Genomic DNA, 14,268 nt, shown 5'->3' with positions numbered 1-14,268 from the left:
TCGGCACTGTTCCCGATTAAGTTTGCGAAATCATCAAGACGTCCCCGAGGTGAGAGCTGGTGGATTTGATTCTGGATTTATAGAATCATTTTGTGAACAAGCTAGCTCTTTCCTTTTTTGTAACTCTGCTTCTGACTTCCGGGGTCAGTCATGCCCGCACATACAACGTGGCGGTTTTATATTGGAGCATGAAGATCCCTGGTCAAGTGGCCATGCGTGAAGGATTTGAAGAAGAGATTGCTGCGTACAATAAGGTTAATGAAGAAAACAAAATTAAATTGATTCCTTTTGTGGCTGGCGAAGGTCGTGAAGGGTTGCTCAGGCAGATCGAGCAGCTGGATCAGGCTGTGAAATCCAATCCCGATGCCATCGTCATTCAGCCAGCGGATATCACGATTCTGAGTCGTGGTGCGCAGGACGCCAATAGCAAAAACATTCCGGTCTTTGTCTATGACCAGTACATCGTCAATGCGAAGATGACGTCTTATATCAGCAGCGACAATTATCAGGCGGGTTGGGACAATGGGCTTTATATCGACAGCCAGTTTCCCCCTGACAAAGTTTTGAAAATCGTGCCGTTTGAATACTTTCGTGTTTCGGCAACGGTAGAGCGCATGGATGGTTTCTTCGATGCGCTTCGCAGTCGCAATCGCAAGTTTGCCGTCCTGGGGCATTTCGAGGCGGTGGAGCCTGTCGGGGGATTGAAGGCTGCGCAAGAGTATATGAAGAAATTCAAACGCGGCAGTGTCGATGTGATCTTCACCAATAATGACGGTGGTGGTCTTATCATTGTCAAAACCCTGTGGGATGACGGGCACAAAAAGCTGATTCATGCGACGGTCGACGGAGATCCGGCCTCGATTGAAAATATCAAAAACAAGAAAATGACCGTGATAGATTCAGCTCAGTTTTGTGGGGAGCTGGGCCGGGAAACAGCACGAACGATGGTTCAGTATTTTCAAAATGGCAAAGTGGAGCCGGTGAAGTTCATTCCCACTTTTCCAGTCACACTTGATACCATGAAGAACTATCCCGGCTGGATGGGGCGCCCGACAGAAAAAGTTCGGTACCAGTCTTTGCGGGACTTGCACATCAAAGAAGCCAAAGCCGGCCAGCTTAAGCGGGGAGCCGTCATCAAAGTAGGCCTGACACCTTCTTGCCCGTATTTGTGTGAAATGGGTCCTGCGGGCTGGTCTGGGTATCTTTTTGACATACTGGAAAGTGCCGCAAAAGAAAACAATATCAAACTTGAGATCGTCAGCCTGCCCAGTGAAAAGCTTCTTCCAGCTTTGCAGAACCAGGAGGTTCACTTCGTAGTCAGCCCTATCTCCAAAGTTCGCTACACTCCCGATGTGCGCATCGTTGGCCCCAAACTGGGGATGAGCCTTGCCGGGGCGTTGTTTACCCCGGGGGTGAAATTGCAACTGGTGGATTCAGATTCTTTGGCAGACAAACGGATTGTCTTTGCCCAGCTGGCCCACGAAAATCCCATGCAGTTGCCTCCTTCGGATTTTAACAGATCACTGAAAATCTCGGGTGGTGAAATTGGCGATCGCATGACCAAACTGATCGCTGAAAGACGGGTGGATCTTGCTTTGGGGGACTATAATGTTCTTCGTTACAATATGTTGCGCCGTCAGCTGCTCAGCTTCGAAATCCAACCGACCTCATTGGCTGGCTACAACGCCCTTGTTCTGGTCGGGCATCCTAAAGATCCTGAGCACGGTGGACTTCCACTGATTTTGAATCAGTGGTTTGATAATCACCGCGCGTCAGGAAAACTGGAGAAAATTCTGAAGAAATACAACCTCAAGGACTGGAACATCTTTGCTTTGTAGCAGTTTTTCGACATATGATTTTCATGGAAAATGGAGTTTCTATGAAAACACTGGGATTGTCTTTGTTCTTTATGGCGAGTTCTTCCTGGGCTTTGCCTGCTTATCAAGCGCCGGAAATGCAGGTGCGCGCGCACTATCGCAATGCCTACAATCTGCCGCCTTTGACCTACCTAAGCAACACTTCACCTTCGATCAACAATCACGGGGATGTGACCTTTAAGCTGATGGCCGTGGATGGCACTCCAAATCAGGCTGTGTGGTACAAAGCCAAGAATGAAAGCAAATGGCAAATTGTCTATGTGGCTCCGGAAGATCGTTATGTCTCGGATCCGACGGTGAATGACCGCGGCGAGATCACCTTCAGTCCCTACAGCGAAGTGTTGAGTGACGGTTTGTTTGTGTTCGACACGAAATCAGGAACAACCATCGAAAAGCTGGCGGGCCCGGCCCATAAAATGGTGTTTATGGCTTACGTTCAAACTTTGAATGACGGCACGTCGGTGTTCAGAGGCATGGGAACCGATTTTGATCGGGGTTTCTATGAAGTGAATGGGGGGCTTAAAACAATTGCGATGGAAGGTCAGAAAAACTTCGGCACTCCGTCGGCTTACCTGTTTAAGCCAGCTGTTAACGATCAAAAGCACTGGGCGTTCAAAGTTCGGGTGGGTGAACGTGGTGAGATCGGCAACGAACAGTCGGATCAGATCCTGCTGGTGAAGCCAACACCTCAAGGGTACGACAAAACTATTGTGGCTCAGGATAACAAAGGCGATGTGAATTCTCCATTCACCGGATTTGGCAACGGCGTGTCCATGGCACAAAATGGCCTGGTGGTCTTTGTGGGTTATGACAAGAGCAACCTCAAGTCGTTGATCCTTTGGGAAAACGGAAACATCACAACACTGGTTCGCGAAGGGCAGGGGGGGATTTCAGAAATTGAGCTGTTCTCTCCGAAAGTGAATTCCAATGGTGTGGTGGCTTTCCGTGCGAAAAATGAAAAAGGTCTGCGCGGCATCTATGTGGCCTCCAAGGACGGTATCAAACGTCTGCTTGGTGAAGGCGACAGCATTCCGACCGACCTGGGGCCGGGGCAGATTTTGCAAAGAAAAGACTTCCCGGGCTTTGCCGGTGATATCGACATCAATGAAAAGAATGAAGTGGTCTTTGCCTGTGTGGTGGCCACCACCGACAATCAGATCACCGGAGACGCGGTTTATCGCATTTCTCCAGCCGGCCTTTAGCGGGCACATTCCCGCAACAAGCCGGCACAGCGATCCAGGATGGTGGCGCGGATTTTATCACGCTGCTCTGAAAACTCCGGATGCTGACTGGTTTGCACGATTTTATAGAGGCTGATGGTTCTGACCAGATCTATCAGCCTTTGTTTTTCCGGGCCCCGTGACAGCGGATACTTTGGGATCTCGCGGTTCAGGGTGACGGCTTTTTCGACGGCTTCCGTCCAGTCAATTTCGGTCTGGGTCAAATAGATGGTCGGCACAAAGCCGGTCTTTTTGATCGCCTGCTCTTCGCTTTTAAGCTGAGTGTTCAACCAGCGCAGTTCATTGACGATGGCCGTGAACTCGGCATCGTGCTTTTTTCCAAACAGGGCGAAGACGGTTTTTTTCCAGGCCGCACAGAAATCCTCAAATTCAATGTTTTCGGCCTTCTCAAAAAATGGCGGATGGGTGATGTAGTGCAGGGTTCTGCCTAAGACATCCATAGAAATCACCGCGCTGTCGGTTTTATGCCCCAGGCGCATCAGATTGTGGGCCCAGCTGACAATGTTCATGACTGCATGGCTGTTGACCAGGCCACTGCGGAAGTTCAAATGAAACCCTTCGTACACGGCCATGCTCATCGGTCGATCCAGCAATTGATCCATGTGGGACTTGCGACGCTCGCTGCGAGCAACGGCAAAAAAGCTTTCCAGATGATCCGAGAACTTTTCAAAGGAATCGTTCCACAGGCCTTCATTCTGGCAGGCTTTATAAAGTTGAAAGGCTTTGGCAGGAGTTGGCTCGGCCTCTTCCAGCAGGGCATTGATTTTTTGTTCCAATAAACGTGGGAATGAATGCCATAGTTCCTTGATCATGGACTAAAGAATAGCACGTCTCTGTCAGAGATTCTGATTTCCGTTTTTTGTCGAAATATTTGACGATTCTCCTCTGAAAAAGCACTTAATGCCACTTCACAAAATACTGTGTGGATCTTTGCCGCCCTTTGAGGGGGGATTTAGTATAATAATGCTGAACAAGGAGGTTGCTCTATGTTGTTTTCTAAACCTTTTAAAACGGTTTGTGCGCTTTCCATGGCGGCATTCATTTCCCAGGCTCCGGCAGTGGCCTTTGCTGAAGTCAACCGTATGCTTCCCACCTCGACACTCATTGAAGAGTTAAATCGGGAAGAAGCCACAGCCCAAGTGCAGGATTTTTTGAGCCGCGATGATGTACAGTCAGCTTTGATTCAGCGCGGACTTTCGCCGGCGGAAGCTTCGGATCGTCTGGCAAGCCTGTCTGTGGCTGAGCTTAATGATTTGTCCAAACAAGTCCAGGAGGCCAAGGCCGGGGGCGACATTCTGGTGACGATTCTTATTGTGGTTCTGATCATCTTCCTGATTAAGCGAATTTAAGATGCGGCTTATCTGGCAAATAACAGGAATAGTTTTGATGACTGCGGGTTGTGCCAGCACAACTCCGCAGGTGGATGCATTGAATCTATACTCGGTGATTCCGCAAAAAACAGAAGTATCCGGCGTGCCGTTCATTGAACAAAGTGAAGGTCATTGTGGTCCGGCCACTTTGACGATGGCTTTGCAATGGGCGGGCAGCAGAGTGCCGTTGTCGACGGTGACGTCGCAGGTTTATACGCCTGGAATGAAAGGCAGCCTGCAAACTGACATGATCAGTGGTGCCCGTCGTCAGGGAATGATGGCTGTGCCAGTTTCGGGTGTTCAGAATCTGCTGCGTGAAGTGCGGGGCGGGCATCCCGTGATCGTCTTTGAAAATCTTGCTTTAAGCTGGCTGCCGCAATGGCACTATGCCATCGTCTATGGTTTTGATCCTGCCAGCGAAGAGGTGATTATGCACTCGGGCCCCGAGGCGGGAAAACGCTGGGACATCCGCAAGTTTGAACGTTCCTGGAAGCTTGGTGATTATTGGGGGCTGGTTGTGCTTCCGGCCGGACAGTTGTCGGTCACCGCCTCTGAAAGGGCGCATGTGACGGCGGCAGCGGCTCTGGAATCCTTGGGAAAAAATGTCGAAGCCGAAACGGCCTATCAAAGCATCCTGTCGCGCTGGCCACAGAGTCTTGCAGCTTATGTGGGACTGGGAAATATTCATTATTCGCGAAGACAGTATTCTCTGGCGATCAGTAATTTGCAGAAAGCCACGAACCTGCAGCCCGAGTCCGCCGTGGCCTGGTACAATTTGACAATGGCTCAGGCGGCATTGGGGCAAACTTCCGCGGCTCGAAAAAGTGCAAAGCAGGCTCTGCGTTGGGCCACGCCCGAATCAAAAGACCTTTACGCGAAAAATCTGCGCTCCTTTCTGGATGAGTAGTGATTGTTGACAGCCTCTGTAGGGGGCGATGACGGTTCCAGGAAGCTCTTTTACCATAGTAGAGGGAGCTTTCATGTCAGCAGAACAGGATCAGAGTAACCAGCTGTGGCGGCGTTATAAGACCATTTTTGAGTCAAAAATGGTGGGTATCCTTTCTACGGATATGAACGGCCAGATACTGGATGCGAACGACTGCTTTCTGGAGATGGTTGGCTATAACCGCGAGGATCTCAAAGCCGGAAGGCTCAATTGGAAAACCCTGACTCACCCCAAGTACCTTGAACAAAGCCAGCAGGTGGCCGAGATATTAAAAGCCAAAGGCTCGGTTCCGGTTTTTGAAAAGGAATATATTCACAAAGGCGGGCATCTGGTGCCAGTGCGGCTGGGACTGACGATGTTTGAGGATGGAACCGTCATCACCCTGGTTCAGGATATCACCCAGCAAAAAGAAAGTGAAAGAAAGCTCGGAGAGGCCAAGGCCCTGTTGGAAAAACGCGTGGCGGAACGCACTCTGCAACTGGTGGAATCAGAATCATTTCTGGCGGCGATTTTTGAAAATATGCCGACGATGGTGTTCGTCAAAGACGCCAAGGACCTGCGCTTCGTTCGTTTCAACAAAGCAGGCGAGGATTTGATTGGCATTCCCAGGGCTCAGTTGATCGGGAAAAATGACTATGATTTATTCTCGAAGGAACAAGCCGACTTTTTTACCTCCAAGGATCGTGATGTACTGAAAGAATCCAGAATTGTGGATATTCCCGAAGAGGAAATCAACACCGCCCGGGGTGTTCGTTATCTGCATACGCGCAAGATTCCGGTTTTCGACAAGGAAGGCCGGCCTCAGTATTTACTGGGTGTGTCTGAAGATATCACCGAGCTGAAAAAGGCTGAAAAGCAGCGTTCCGTTCTGGTCAAAGAGCAAATTGCCCGCAGTGCTGCGGAACTGCGAGCCCAGCAAATGGGTTTTTTGTCGGATCTGACCTTTGCCATGACCCAGTCTTTTGATCTGGACAATATTTTGAAAGCATTTACGGAAAAGTCCATTCCGACTCTGGCAGACATCTGTATTGTGGACTTGATGGATGAAGAGGGGCTTGAGATTTCCCATACGCAGATATCCGCCAATAAATCCGAAGACACCGAGTTCATTCAAAGCTGGCGTGAAAAGTTTCCGATGCGCTGGGATGCCCCCTATGGAGCAGCCGAGGTGATGCGCTCACGCAAAACTGAAGTCATCAATGGTGTGGATCTGGATCAGTTCCTGAAGTTCACTTTCGGACCTGAGGCGGCCTTGACCGAAAGGCCCATTCACGCCGAGGCCTTTATGACCGTGCCCATCTTGCTGCGGGACGAAAAACCTCTGGGGACTATCAGTCTGATTTCAACGACACCGGGCAGGCACTTTTCTGCGATAGACCAAAGTATGACCGAGGAAATCGGCCGTCGTCTGGCGGTGCAGATTGAAAATTCGCGCCTTTACTATCGGGCTCAGGAGGCCAGTCGTGCGAAGACAGCCTTCCTTGCCAACGTCAGCCACGAAATTCGCACACCGCTGGGGGCCATGCTGGGGTTTGCCGAGATTTTGAAAGAGGATGAAAGTCTTAAGGAAGAACAGAAAGAGGCCATGGAGACGGTTCTGCGCAACGGGCAGCAGTTGTTGCATATCGTCGATGAGATATTGGATATTTCCAAAGTGGAGTCCGAGCGCATTCAGATTGAAAGCATTGTCTTTGATCTGCCGGATCTGTTGCATGACGTGATACATCTTCTTCGCGGCCGTGCCGAGGAAAAGGGCATTGAGTTAAGGCTGCGCCTGGGAGCCTTGCCAAAAATGATTCAGTCCGATCCCACGCGGCTTCGTCAGATTTTAATTAATGTGATTGGTAATGCCATCAAGTTCACTGATTCGGGATACGTCGAGATGGAGGTTCGCTCGCGCAACGGAAATCGCCGTGACGGACGCCAGCGAATCGAGTTCCTTGTCACGGACACTGGCATCGGGATTCCTTCCGAACAACGGAACAATCTGTTTCAGCCTTTTTCCCAAGCCGACAGTTCGACCACACGCCGCTTTGGGGGGACAGGTCTTGGCCTGTTTCTTTCGCGCAAGCTCGCGCGCCTGTTGGGTGGTGATGTGATATTAAACACCAGTTCAGCGGGTATCGGCAGCAGCTTTTTGATTTCGATCTTGGGTAAAGAAGTAATCAGTGCTCAAGGTGTTGACCCGCGCAAGGCAAGTGCAGAATCTGTGGCAGTCTCTGCAAAACAGGTCGAAAGTATTCTCGTGGTCGACGATGCCATGGACAATCGTGAGCTTTTCAAACGATTCATCGTTCGTGCCGGAGTTCCTGAAGAGCGTATTGAAACGGCCGAAAATGGTGCCGAAGCTGTGCGCAAGTCATTGCAGAAATCCTACAGTCTGATTCTGATGGACATCCAGATGCCCGAGATGGACGGGTTTCAGGCACTTAAGAAGCTGCGCACTCAAGGGTATCGCGGTCCCATCGTGGCTTTGACGGCTCATGCGATGAAGGGCGATCGCGAAAAATGTCTGGCTGCGGGGTTTGATGGATATTTGCAAAAGCCTCTGGATCGGGCTGAACTTAAGCGTGTGCTGAGTTTGGACTTTCCGAAACAAAAGTCTCGCGAGGCGGAACTTTAGTTCAGCGGTCCCTGCACTCGGGTTAAAATATCATTCAAAAGAGTCATATCGACGGGTTTGCTTAAGTATCCGTCAAAACCATATTCCATGGATTTTTTCTGGCCTTCAACGCTGGCTTGGGCCGTCAGGGCGACGATCGGCCGCGTGTAGCCTTTGGTGCGCAGTTGGGTGGTGGCCTTGTATCCGTCCATTATTGGCATTTTGATATCCATCAGAATCACATCAAAGGGTCGGGCCATGGCTTTGGTGACGGCTTCTTCGCCATTCTCTGCCGTGTCTACGTCGGCACCTTGTTTTTTAAGGTAGCGATTCATCAGCAAGCGAAGGTCTTCGGAGTCATCCACAACCAGCACACGACGGTCCTTCAGGAAGCCTGTTTCTTTGGCGATCTTCACACGGTCCAGCGCCTGGGTTTTCTGTTGTGAAGGTGCGACCAGTTTTAATTCTTTCACCGGTCCGACATTCAGTGAAAGTTCAAACGTGCTGCCTTTGCCAAGTTCCGAGGTCACCAGATGCAAACGCCCGTTCATCATCCGCGCCAGGCGTTCTGAAAGTGCCAACCCCAGGCCAGAGCCCTGCACCCGCTGAACTTCCGCGCTTTCACCGCGCACAAAGGGCTGGAACAGATTCTTTTGCGTGGATTCATCCATACCCATGCCTGTGTCAGTCACGCCGATGGTAAGATGACCGTTGTTGTCCGTGTCTGAAAAGAAGGCCACTCGCACGGTGATGGTGCCCTCTTGAGTGAACTTCACGGCGTTCGACAAAAGATTGATCAGCACCTGACGAAAACGCACAGAATCCGATTCTATGATTTCGGGAATCTGGGATTCATAGTAAATCTGGATGTCATGTTTTTGATCCTCCAGCGCCGAGCGAATGACACTTAGAGAGTCCTCCAGCTCACGCGCCGGGTTCATCGGGGCTTTCTGGATATACAAACGATTGGTTTCGATTTTTGAAAGGTCCAAAAGGTCATTCACCAGTGAGGCCATGAAATTCCCCTGACGGTGAATGGACTGCACATCCCGACGGCTTTGATCGTCCAGATGGGGATTGCGCAACAGTGTGTCGGCGAAACCCAGGATTGCGGCCAGAGGAGTGCGAATTTCATGGCTGGCATTGGCCAGTAAAACCGACTTGGCATTGTTGGCGGCTTCGTGCAGATCACGTTCACGGCGCAAGAGTTCTTCGTTGCGTTTGGTTGTGATATCCCAGGCAATGCCGGTGGCCCGGTAAGGCACGTTGTCCGGATTGCGATAGAAGCGACCTTTCAAAGCCACATGGCGGGCCGAACCAAAACTGTCGGTGAAGATGGCTTCGGTATAAAGCTCCGGGGTCGCACTGCGATTTTCTTTTAGCAGGGTCTTAAGTTGTTGGGTGCCAAGTGGAAAAAGGTCTGCGTTGCCTTCACAGTGAAGGCTGTCAGTCGTCATGTCCCAGTCCCAGGTCAAGGCATCAGAAGAAGCCATGGACATGCGCAGATGCTCTTCATTTTTTTGCAGTTTCGTATCCAAGGTCAGAAGTTTGATGATCGCCTGGTTCAGGTTTTTACCCATGACAATCATCAATCCGCAGTAAACCATCACCAGCATTCCCACCAGCAGATGGTGAGGCTGCCCCGAGGTGACATAGCCAATTCCCCAGCCCAGCATCGCGGGCGCCACAACGCACATCATTGCCACGCGGGAGGACACATAAGTGATCATGGCTCCAGCGGACATCGAACACACCAGCAGCGCCGTCAGAATTTGTTGGGTTGTGGATCCGAAGGGTGCCACCAATCCCACCGCCGCCCAACAAAGGCCGGATATCAGCAGCAGCCCGCACATGGTGCGATGCCAGAAGTGCGTTTCATCCATATGGCGCAAAGTGGGTTTTACACGGTTCCAGCGATACAGCATGGACAAACGGATCAGCACCGATGTGAATAGCACTGAGACCCAGGTTATTGAAAAAGCATGAGAGACATTGTTCCAGGAGATATACAAGAAGGCGGCGGCGTTGGCGAAGATAACAATCACGCCATTGATGCTTTGGCGGTAGATGAGATCAATTTTTCGAACAGCCAAATCCAAAGATTCGTAATTGGAGTTGTTCGAAGTGAGGGATGGAAGATCCATTTTGTTCGGCATTTGACTGCGATATTACAAGGCCGGTGTTTTTTAGGCAAATTGCATCGGCTTCATGTAGGCGGCGTCCATGAAAAAAGCTTGTGGATGTGGTCCCATTTTTCGCAGGGCGGAGCCTCAATAATGACCTTGTTGCCGTTCCACGGACTTTCCATTTCGATCTTTGTCGCCTTTAAACACAGTCCTTTGATGTTTAAAGTGTCTCTGAAGAAGCGATTGTGATGGGAATCACCGTGTTCGATGTCCCCCAGCAGAGGGTGAGCAATGCGGTCAAAATGCCGGCGGATCTGATGCCAGCGTCCGGTGACAGGGTGAGCCTGCACCAGAGAGTAGCGTGAAGTCGGATACTTTTTACCTACTGCATAGGGAAGTTCCACCTGTGCAAGACTGCGGAACACCGTTTGGGCCTCAACAATGCTTTGTCCTTCGTCGACTTCCAGAGGCAAATCAATGCTGCCGGATTCAGGCACAAACCCCCGAACAACGGCATGATAGGTTTTGTGCATGCGGCGTTCAGCAAAAAGAAAGTTCAGCTCGCGCGCATCCTGGCGGCTCATTGCAAACAGAACAATCCCGCTGGTCGGCGCATCCAGACGGTGCACCGGAAAGACGTCTTTTCTGAACATTTTGCGCAGATGCCACAGGCAAATACGCTCCTTCGGAACAGGATAAGGCGACAGTTCGGGCGGATGCACGAAGAACCCAGACGGTTTGTCTATCGCAAAAAAGTTTTCATCCTGATAGATGATTTTCAAGGGGCTTTCGCTGCTCATGCCGGGTCTTTCAGGTAAAATCTTTTGAATTCAGAGTTCAGAATTTCTTCACCACGGGTGATGGTCAGGGAACCTTCCTGCACCATCAGGCTGAAACGAAATTCACGCGAACTTTCGTCCCCCAGTGCCGACAGAAATTTGTCATCCAGCTGATGGATTTCAATCTTTTCGGGCTGGTGCACGTTCTCTTTTTCGCAGTCGCGCAGAATCTGGGAGGCATCTTTGTACGTGTAGATTTTGACAGCTTGCGAGGCCTTTGAAGCTTTGTGCAGTTTTTTCGGGCTGGGATTGCCGATTTCAATCCACAAAAGTGTTCGGCCGCTGGTGGCATCGCTGTGGCTCAGGGCTGCGGACTCAGGATCGCCCAACCCCTGCGCTGAAAACTCCAGGGCTTCAGAATAATTGCAGGCATAAGCCAGAGCCCGCGTCAGCATATAGGGCATGGACTCAGACGGATGCATCGCCAGACGGAAATCAAGCTGTTCATAAATGCCGCGGTCGATGTCGGAAAGATCAATCCGAAACCGGTACAGTTTGGAGGGTTGTGCCATGGGGCGTAGCATAGGGGTTTTCCCCAGTGAAAGCGAGAAAAGATTGCCCCGAAAGCGGTTTTTTTGCTTCAATGGCGCTATGAAAATGATGGGACATCGCGGGGCTCGGGACCGGGCGCCGGAAAACACTTTGCGTTCTTTTGAGTTTGCTTTGCAATCCGGCGTCGCTGCCGTGGAATTCGACATTCACGAATCCCAGGACGGGGTGTGGGTGGTTCATCACGACGACACTTTGGATCGCACCACCACCAATACGGGCCGGGTGGATGCCCGCACGTGGGCGGAACTTGCAAAGGTCCGAACAAAAGAGGGCGACCCTTTGCCGCGTTTGGAACAGGTGCTGGAGCTTTTCAAAAGTTCTCAGACACAGTTACAGATTGAAGTGAAGTCAGCGGGGAATTTCGGTGCCCTGGCGGAACTTTTAAAAAACAACTATCCGGCAGAAAGACTGACCGTGATTTCGTTTAATCATCGCTGGTTGCGTGAATTCCGGGACCATTCCGATATCAAGACAACATGTTTGCTTTTTGGTTTGCCACTGAATCCCGTGCAGATAATGGAAAGCGCAGGGGCGCAGGGAATCTCGCTCAGTGTGAACTGGATTGATCAGCAACTGGTGGCTGAATGCCATGCAGCGGGATTCACGGTCACGGCCTGGAATGCCAATGACGAAGCCACTTTCCAGAAAATGAAGCGCATTGGCGTAGACTGTCTGGGAACAGACGTCCCATTTACCGCCGCGTCGTGGTCTTAAGAGTAGAGCTTTCCTTCAATTAGAACCTGTGCTCTAGTGATCCCCATACAATTTGTGGGGATCCAATGACCAAGAAAAAAGCGGCCAAATCCAAGTCACCAAGAACTCAAGCCATTCACGGGGAGTTCCTTTCAAAATCATGGGAGTTTTCTCACCATTTGATTCCGCCGATGACGGCGTCGACGACGTTCCGTCTGGAGTCCCTGCAAAGAGGCGCGGAAGGTTTTAGCACTTTCGGGGCACAGAAGGGCGAAGAAAAACCCATCTGGATCTATGATCGTCTGGAAGAACCAACAACAAAAATGCTGGAGGACCAGCTGGCTCTTCTGGAAAAAGGCGAGTGTGCCGTGACCTTCGGAAGTGGCATGGGAGCGATTGCTTCCACCCTGATGTCACTTCTTTCTTCCGGCCAAAAAGTCATTGCCCATAAAACTTTGTACGGTTGCACCTACAGTCTTTTGACGAACTGGCTGCCGCGTTTGAATATTTCCACGCATCTGATGGATGTGAATGACTTTAAAAATCTGGCACTGCAGCTGGCGGACCCGGCCACACGCGTGGTGTACTTTGAATCCGTATCCAATCCTATTCTTGAGATCGCGGATCTGGAAAAGATCACCGCACTGGTGAAGACGGCCAACAAAAAACGCGGTAAAGACAATCAGATCTACACCGTCGTGGACAACACTTTCGCGACACCGTGGGCCCTTCGTCCGGTGGAATGGAACGTCGACTTTGTGATTCAGAGTCTGACCAAAAATATTTCCGGCTTCGGTACGGAAATGGGTGGCGCCGTGATTGCGCCAAGAGCGCATGAAAGCATTCTGCGCGTGGCCCGCAAGGATTTTGGTGCGATCATCCATCCGTATTCAGCTTGGCACATTCTGGTGTACGGTATTTCCACCCAAGCCATTCGTTTTGAACAACAGCAGGCTTCAGCCACGGCTGTGGCGAAATTCCTGGAAGCACATCCGAAAGTGGCCAGCGTCACTTATCCGGGCCTGAAAAGTCATGCTCAACATAAACTGGCGAAAAAATATCTGAAGTCCCCGGAAGGAAAGTTTGCGCCGGGCACGATGATTTCGTTCCAGCTTAAAGGTGACATGAAAAAGTGTCAGAAGTTTGTCGATGATATCGCCAAGAATTCATACTCGATCACTTTGGCTGTCAGCTTGGGTCTGACCAAAACGTTGATCGAGGTTCCGGGCTTTATGACTCACTCGGCGATCCCGGATGACAAGCGTGGCGACAGCGGTATTGATCCGCGCGCCATCCGCCTTAGTATCGGTCTTGAAAACGTGAATGACATTATTGAGGACCTCAACGAGGCCCTCAAAAAAATCTAGAATTCGCGGGAAGGACGCTGGGATTCGTCCTTCACATCCAGAGTGTAGCTGGTGGCGGTGTCAGAGATTTTGTAGCTCATCTCTGGCAGGCCGTCAGCGACATGGCAAAGACCGATTTCAAACTCGGATTCAAATTCACAGTAAATGGCTTCGACTTGGTCAAACGGAGTGACCGGATCAAGTTCGGTGATGTCGGACAGGGCATCGCGTGTCTGCTGGATTTCTTTTTCAGTGGACAGGCTTAAGTTCTGGCTGACCTTAGCGTCATTCAAATCCAGATACACGGAAGTTAAAACATAAGGGCACGCACCACGCAGACCCGCTGTTGGAACTTTCACTGCATATCTGCCGTCTTCCTGTCGCTGGGCTTTGATGACCAGCGTGCGGTCGTGACCAGCAGGGCTCATGCGGTCTTCCGCAAACTTACAAACAGAGGCATCCAGCTTTTTATTGAAGGTGAAAGCCGGGGAATAAAACGCCATGGCCGAAATCTGCGTTGAAACGGGGGCTTGTCCTTGAATCAGGTGTCCCTCGGAGCTGGGTTGTAAGCGTGTTTCTGCCGCTAGGGCGGTGGTGGTCAAAAGCAGGGTGAACAGGGCAGGCAGTACAACGGGCAATTTCATGTTTCATCCTTTGGCAGAAGCCTTAAAATTCA

12 protein-coding genes are annotated in these 14,268 nt (G+C 50.8%); 7 read left to right on the top strand and 5 right to left on the bottom strand.

Annotated features, from left to right (window positions below; all coding sequences use genetic code 11):
• The first annotated feature begins 92 nt into the window (after positions 1–92).
• Entirely contained in the window at positions 93–1,838 is a 1,746-nt protein-coding gene (locus ACNQKP_RS12600) for a substrate-binding domain-containing protein (RefSeq protein WP_417865030.1), read from the top strand.
• A gap of 41 nt (positions 1,839–1,879) precedes the next feature.
• Complete coding sequence (locus tag ACNQKP_RS12595; RefSeq protein ID WP_417865029.1) at positions 1,880–3,079, top strand: hypothetical protein; 1,200 nt, start codon at positions 1,880–1,882, stop codon at positions 3,077–3,079.
• Here the strand turns inward: ACNQKP_RS12595 and ACNQKP_RS12590 are convergent.
• Positions 3,076–3,930, bottom strand: a complete 855-nt coding sequence (locus ACNQKP_RS12590; protein WP_417865028.1) for a hypothetical protein — start codon at positions 3,928–3,930, stop codon at positions 3,076–3,078. The two genes, ACNQKP_RS12595 and ACNQKP_RS12590, sit on opposite strands and share 4 nt — an antisense overlap.
• Before the next feature lie 174 nt (positions 3,931–4,104).
• Here ACNQKP_RS12590 and ACNQKP_RS12585 point away from each other — a divergent pair, with 174 nt between their 5' ends.
• The 3 genes from ACNQKP_RS12585 to ACNQKP_RS12575 are packed head-to-tail and all read left to right on the top strand — an operon-like array spanning position 4,105 to position 8,057.
• A complete protein-coding gene (locus tag ACNQKP_RS12585) occupies positions 4,105–4,467 on the top strand; it encodes a PA2779 family protein (protein WP_417865027.1) in 363 nt (120 codons plus the stop codon).
• Positions 4,468–4,504: 37 nt separating this feature from the next.
• Positions 4,505–5,395, top strand: coding sequence for a PA2778 family cysteine peptidase (locus ACNQKP_RS12580; protein ID WP_417865026.1), 891 nt, complete (start codon positions 4,505–4,507; stop codon positions 5,393–5,395).
• Positions 5,396–5,423: 28 nt separating this feature from the next.
• Positions 5,424–8,057 (top strand): PAS domain S-box protein, encoded by a 2,634-nt coding sequence (locus tag ACNQKP_RS12575; protein ID WP_417865025.1) that lies wholly within the window; start codon positions 5,424–5,426, stop codon positions 8,055–8,057.
• Here ACNQKP_RS12575 and ACNQKP_RS12570 read toward each other — a convergent pair.
• Genes ACNQKP_RS12570 through ACNQKP_RS12560 form a run of 3 tightly spaced genes read right to left on the bottom strand, consistent with a single transcriptional unit; the run spans position 8,054 to position 11,513 of the window.
• Positions 8,054–10,192 (bottom strand): hybrid sensor histidine kinase/response regulator, encoded by a 2,139-nt coding sequence (locus ACNQKP_RS12570; protein WP_417865024.1) that lies wholly within the window; start codon positions 10,190–10,192, stop codon positions 8,054–8,056. The two genes, ACNQKP_RS12575 and ACNQKP_RS12570, sit on opposite strands and share 4 nt — an antisense overlap.
• 50 nt (positions 10,193–10,242) lie before the next feature.
• Positions 10,243–10,962: a pseudouridine synthase gene (locus ACNQKP_RS12565; RefSeq protein ID WP_417865023.1), complete on the bottom strand. Its 720-nt coding sequence runs from the start codon at positions 10,960–10,962 to the stop codon at positions 10,243–10,245.
• The gene (locus tag ACNQKP_RS12560) at positions 10,959–11,513 is read right to left on the bottom strand and encodes a YaeQ family protein (protein ID WP_417865022.1); all 555 of its coding nucleotides are present in this window, start codon (positions 11,511–11,513) and stop codon (positions 10,959–10,961) included. The genes ACNQKP_RS12565 and ACNQKP_RS12560 overlap by 4 nt, the downstream gene beginning before the upstream one ends.
• Before the next feature lie 79 nt (positions 11,514–11,592).
• Here ACNQKP_RS12560 and ACNQKP_RS12555 point away from each other — a divergent pair, with 79 nt between their 5' ends.
• Entirely contained in the window at positions 11,593–12,267 is a 675-nt protein-coding gene (locus ACNQKP_RS12555; RefSeq protein WP_417865021.1) for a glycerophosphodiester phosphodiesterase, read from the top strand.
• A gap of 65 nt (positions 12,268–12,332) precedes the next feature.
• Positions 12,333–13,613 carry a trans-sulfuration enzyme family protein gene (locus tag ACNQKP_RS12550; protein ID WP_417865020.1) on the top strand — a complete coding sequence of 427 codons (1,281 nt, stop codon included), beginning with the start codon at positions 12,333–12,335 and terminating at the stop codon, positions 13,611–13,613.
• Here ACNQKP_RS12550 and ACNQKP_RS12545 read toward each other — a convergent pair.
• Complete coding sequence (locus ACNQKP_RS12545; RefSeq protein ID WP_417865019.1) at positions 13,610–14,236, bottom strand: hypothetical protein; 627 nt, start codon at positions 14,234–14,236, stop codon at positions 13,610–13,612. The two genes, ACNQKP_RS12550 and ACNQKP_RS12545, sit on opposite strands and share 4 nt — an antisense overlap.
• Positions 14,237–14,268 lie beyond the last annotated feature (32 nt).

Origin of the sequence: Bdellovibrio bacteriovorus, from assembly GCF_048286975.1 — a bacterium.
GTDB lineage: Bacteria > Bdellovibrionota > Bdellovibrionia > Bdellovibrionales > Bdellovibrionaceae > Bdellovibrio > Bdellovibrio bacteriovorus_H.
This window is presented reverse-complemented; position numbering and strand designations above follow the sequence as displayed.